The following is a 4,799-nucleotide window of genomic DNA, read 5'->3' on the forward strand; positions in this document are numbered from 1 at the left end:
TTTTCATTTATTCTTCCTCCTAATCATTTTATTTCCCCATTTCTGATTTTTTCCCTGATTTTGCTATCCACATCACATGGTGTAAACCCAAATAAACATTCATTCGTTACTGGCTTATAATTTTCAGGTCTAAATATGCAATTTTTACACATATAATGCTCCATACAATATTCTGCTAACTTTTTTATATGTTCTATTGCTTCATTGTTTGTTATTGGCATTGTTCTTCACCTTCCAACTCTATTAATGTCATAATTGCATAATTAGCTAAATCCATTAATGTATCTTCTACGCTCTCATTTTTTACTTTAATCGTTCTGCTAAAATTTAAGCTTTTTAATCTATTTAATTTATCTTCCAACCTTATACATGGCATTGTTAATCCATATTCTTTATAAGACTTTCCAAAGCTATCGCCATAATCAGCGTTCTTAGCCTCATATAGCTTATTTAATTTTTCACATATAAGTTTATGTTTTTTTATTTTGTTAGCCTCTAAAGGATTGATTTTTGTGTTATTAATTAATTCTAGTGCTTTATCTAATTCTTCCTCTGTGGCTTCTTCTATTATTAAACAGTTTTCGTCATTAAGAAATTTGCTCTTACCTGCCCAATTCTTTAATTTACAATCTCCTGCACAACCTGTCTTTGCACAATAATCAAACACTCTATTTCTTTTCTTTTCTATTGTTAAGTTCATTTACTAATCCTCCTCTAATTATTTATTTTGCAAGGCATCCTTAATTTAGAAATACCTTGCAACTTCAATTTACCTAACTAACTCTTTATCTTTTTTATATCTCATCTTTTTAAGATTTTTATATTCTGTTTCTTTCTCATATTCACTTACATATTGCTCTTTAATTAGATATTTATCTCTAACAAGTACATGCTGCAATCCTATAGTGTTGTTAATATCTTCTAGCGTTACATCTTCCCATTGCTTGTCTTTTCTAATTTGTAAAACTTCACCTTGTGGGCTAATCATACCTGCAAAAGAAAAAGTACCTTTGTAATTTGCATATTGTATTGTAATAAAATCTTTATTTATAAAAACAACAGTTCCAGTATTTATTCCAGTTATGTTTTTACTAACTCCATTACCTTTATCAACATACTTAACAACTCTTACTTTGTCTCCTATTTTCATCCTTATTTCACCTCTTTATAATCAACATTTATTTGATCTAAAACATGTCCCAAGCCCAAACCTTTATTGCTTGGTACCCACTTGCCTTCTTCGTCATATTCACCACCATTAATGCAGTAGTTATATAATTGCGGATGTGTCTTAGATAACCTTATAAATCTTCTATCCTCACCTTTTTCTAAATGGCAGCCATACATACAGAAAATACATCCAGTTCTTTGTTCACCAGTAAACTTGAATTTACCATCTATAATTATTAATTGTCCGTATACAGATGCTACTGGTATTTTGTTTTCCCATATATATTGCAATACATCTTGCTCTTTCCAAAAACCTAATGGATTACAGCTTTCCCTTTTCCAATTTATACAACCATGTTGCATATAAGCCTTTTTACGTTCTTCCCCTTCTTCTGCTAACATTCCTATAATAGGTTTTCTATTTGTATCTTTCTCGTACTTATGTAGTGGCTCTTTTTTCATTTTGTCGCAACATCTATTGTGTATTCTAAAATCTGCATTAATTAGTGGATAATATTTTTTAGCAAGCTTCCTACTTTTGCATTCTCTTCCTGTTGATGTAATTCCAGTAAGATATAAATTTCTTATATTTACATTTTTGCTTGTAGGATTTTGTAAATCATGCAATGATCTGCTAACTTTTTTACTTATTACTGGATAACCATATTTACTTACTACCTGTTTAAAACTCATATTGGGTCTTACTTTATCTAAAATTACATCTATCTTATGTTTAAGGCTTAGATACTTAACATAATTACCTACAAATTGTTTTAACTCTGGAAATTCCAATCCAGTATCACTAAAAGCTACATAAACCTTTTTATATCCATAAAGAACACAAAATTTACATACAATATCTAATAAAACTGAACTATCCTTACCACCACTAAAACTTACATACACACCATCAATTCCATAATAACTTGTAAACTCTTTTATCCTTAAAATACTTTTTCCCACCTTTATATTTAAAGGTAAGCTTTGTAGCATTTTTAATTCATTATTATTCAATCCTATCACCTAATAAATCAAATTGCCTGATTTATTAGGAAACGGTATTAAGTTTCTCTGATTGACTTTACTGGCTTAATTTATGACTTTCGGAGCTTACTCCCCAGTGAGTGCGTTTTACGTCTTTACTCATAGCTTTTCGATAATAAATAAATGGCTAATCTATTTATTACTAGACAACCTGGTATACCAGGATTGATAAAATTGAATTTTTGTTATTATAAAACAATTTCTTGTTTATTTTCTTCTATTTCTTTTATATCTAGAATTTCTGCTTTAGATATAGTTCTTATGTTTTGCCACCAATTTTTAAATAAGATTTTTGCATCTTCAATGCTTGGTGACTTTATTGTTCTTTTATCAATTTTTCTTTTAAATCCTTTCCATGTTAAGTATTCAAATGTAAACAAATACTCATGTATCACTATATGAGTAGGTATTCTTTTTACCTGATTCATATAATCATCTCCTTTATAAAGCACATTCACAAGGTAGATTCTCGCTTTTATCTGGTATTTCTTTTCTAACCATAGCCCAAAATGTCTGTGGTTTTATTTTTTCTGTTGGAACTATTCCTTTACATTTCATTCTTGCAAATTTAGGCTCCAACTCCTCTAAAAAACTACCTTTGATTATGCTATATCCTATTTCATTTTCTACTTGCTTAGCCTCTTCCCATAACTCTGGATATAAACAATATGTTAAATACCATTGTTGTTTACCACTCTTTAAACAACCCTTGCAATTAGCATGCTTAAATAATTTATAAGTATTAGGCCTTGCAATCCCTATTTCTTCAGTACAAGTTATTGTTCTATCCCAAAAAGCTAATGGGAATTCACATTTATAACCTTTGTTAATCATCACGCCAATTCTTCTTTGTATTCGGCTTGGCTCTTCTTTGTCAAATCCATATACAATTCTTACATCTTCTCTAATCTCACCTTTTTCTATTGGATAATTATCCACCAACCACTTATAAAAAGGCTTAGTTTTTAAATTGTAAGTACATAATGCTGGACCATTACCAAATTTAAAGCCGCCTAATTCTTTACAAACTCTTAAAGGTGTTTTATATTCCCACCCTTCCATATTGGCGTAAGTTATTTTTATTCCTAAATAATCTGCTATTTCTTGTTTAAATCTTTTAATGTCTTTATCTTCTACCTCTTCACTAATATTGTGATTTAACAAAACCACATTTTCCTTTCCGGCTTTTCTAACACATTCAATAGCACATAATGCACTTGAATGTCCTCCTGAAAAACATACAATATATTTCATAACTACCACTACATAAAAAATCTTGTAGTGGAAATTTAACAACCGGCTTGGATGCATTATTAAGTGCTTAATTAGGCACAGCCACTCTGTTAAATTTTATTTATAAATTCACCATACTAGTCTTTATAAAACCTCGTCTACGAGGATTTAGTTATGCTTTTTCTCCTTTCTTTCTCATATTTGATCACCTTGTTTATAGCCTTTAAGGCTTTTTTTACATTAATGTTTGTTGCGTGTTGTTTACATCTAGCATTTTCTCCTCTGCTTCTTTATAGAATTTTCTATATATTTCAAATCCATAACTATTTCTGCCTAATTCAGCTGCTGCTCTTAAAGTCGTAGCACTACCAGCACATGGATCAATTACAACATCCCCTGGATCTGTAAATATCTCTATAAGTTGTTTCAAAAGTCCTACTGGTTTTTGCGCTGGATGTATCTTAGGATATTCTTTTGAATTATCTCTTTTCCATTCAAACCAATTAAATATCATATGCCCTGTTCCTCTAATGTTCTTTCCGTTTTCATCAATTTGAAGCCCATTTCTAAACTTAGGTAACTTGTCTCTGTAAAGGACTAATGCATATTCAGTAGCTCCAACAATTCTCATGTTGGCTTTTAAAACTTGTGGACTATAATTCTTAACAAATACTAGTGGAATACTATTTTTAAATCCATATTTCTTAGCGTAATTCTTTACACTTTCTATTTGTTCAAAAGCGCAAAATATAATCATACAAGGTGCGTCTGAACTTCTCCCTCTTGCAACTGCTTTTTTAGGTTCCTTCTTTAATAGCCTATTACAAAAATGAAAGTATTCAGCTATGTTAAAGTTAAAATCCGAATTAAATGCAGCTTTACCAGCCTTTTTACTTTCTCCGTTTTTATTATCCCCTCCGTTGTACCATACTGGATTAGAACCATAAAAGTTAGTACCTACGTTATAAGGTATATCTGCAATAACTAATTGAGCCCTAGGTATGTTATATCTTTTATAATTTTGAAAATTGTCATTGTACAATTCACATTTTATTTTTTGCTTTTTTGTTTCGCCATTCATTTTAGATCCTCCTACTTTACATAATTTAATATTATGTAACTCAAGGCTAACAATTAAAGTTGCCTTGAATTACTTTGCCCGTATTGGATTTTTGAATTGTATTAATGTCTACATTGCATATATAAGTAAGTCCTAATTTCAGTAACATTTTTTTATCATACAATTCTGCTCTTTTAGTTCTATCACCAAACCTTACGGGAATTGATTTGCTATCCTTTATATATCCTGCCTTAAAGGCTTGTTTTTTAAAATCATTCAATTTTATAGGTAC

The 4,799-nt window shown here is 30.0% G+C and carries 8 protein-coding genes; all 8 read right to left on the minus strand.

All coding sequences use genetic code 11. The annotated features are described in order from the left end of the window. Positions 1–23: 23 nt before the first annotated feature. Complete coding sequence (locus SPD90_RS08700) at positions 24–221, minus strand: hypothetical protein (RefSeq protein WP_320924965.1); 198 nt, start codon at positions 219–221, stop codon at positions 24–26. After that, positions 212–700, minus strand: a complete 489-nt coding sequence (locus SPD90_RS15245) for a DUF1599 domain-containing protein (RefSeq protein WP_331680549.1) — start codon at positions 698–700, stop codon at positions 212–214. Before SPD90_RS15245 ends, SPD90_RS08700 begins: the two co-directional genes overlap by 10 nt. Positions 701–769: 69 nt before the next feature. Further along, a complete protein-coding gene (locus SPD90_RS08710; protein ID WP_320924966.1) occupies positions 770–1,150 on the minus strand; it encodes a hypothetical protein in 381 nt (126 codons plus the stop codon). Between the two features lie 2 nt (positions 1,151–1,152). After that, positions 1,153–2,193: a phosphoadenosine phosphosulfate reductase family protein gene (locus tag SPD90_RS08715; RefSeq protein ID WP_320924967.1), complete on the minus strand. Its 1,041-nt coding sequence runs from the start codon at positions 2,191–2,193 to the stop codon at positions 1,153–1,155. 209 nt (positions 2,194–2,402) lie between these two features. Beyond that, positions 2,403–2,642 (minus strand): hypothetical protein, encoded by a 240-nt coding sequence (locus SPD90_RS08720; RefSeq protein ID WP_320924968.1) that lies wholly within the window; start codon positions 2,640–2,642, stop codon positions 2,403–2,405. 13 nt (positions 2,643–2,655) lie between these two features. After that, a complete protein-coding gene (locus SPD90_RS08725) occupies positions 2,656–3,468 on the minus strand; it encodes a hypothetical protein (RefSeq protein ID WP_320924969.1) in 813 nt (270 codons plus the stop codon). Positions 3,469–3,682: 214 nt separating this feature from the next. Further along, positions 3,683–4,528 (minus strand): DNA-methyltransferase, encoded by an 846-nt coding sequence (locus SPD90_RS08730; protein ID WP_320924970.1) that lies wholly within the window; start codon positions 4,526–4,528, stop codon positions 3,683–3,685. A 46-nt stretch (positions 4,529–4,574) separates the two neighbouring features. Beyond that, positions 4,575–4,799: hypothetical protein (locus tag SPD90_RS08735; protein WP_320924971.1), on the minus strand; the 225-nt coding region annotated here is incomplete at its 5' end.

It is taken from the genome of Intestinibacter sp. (genome assembly GCF_034113885.1).
Lineage (GTDB): Bacteria > Bacillota > Clostridia > Peptostreptococcales > Peptostreptococcaceae > Intestinibacter.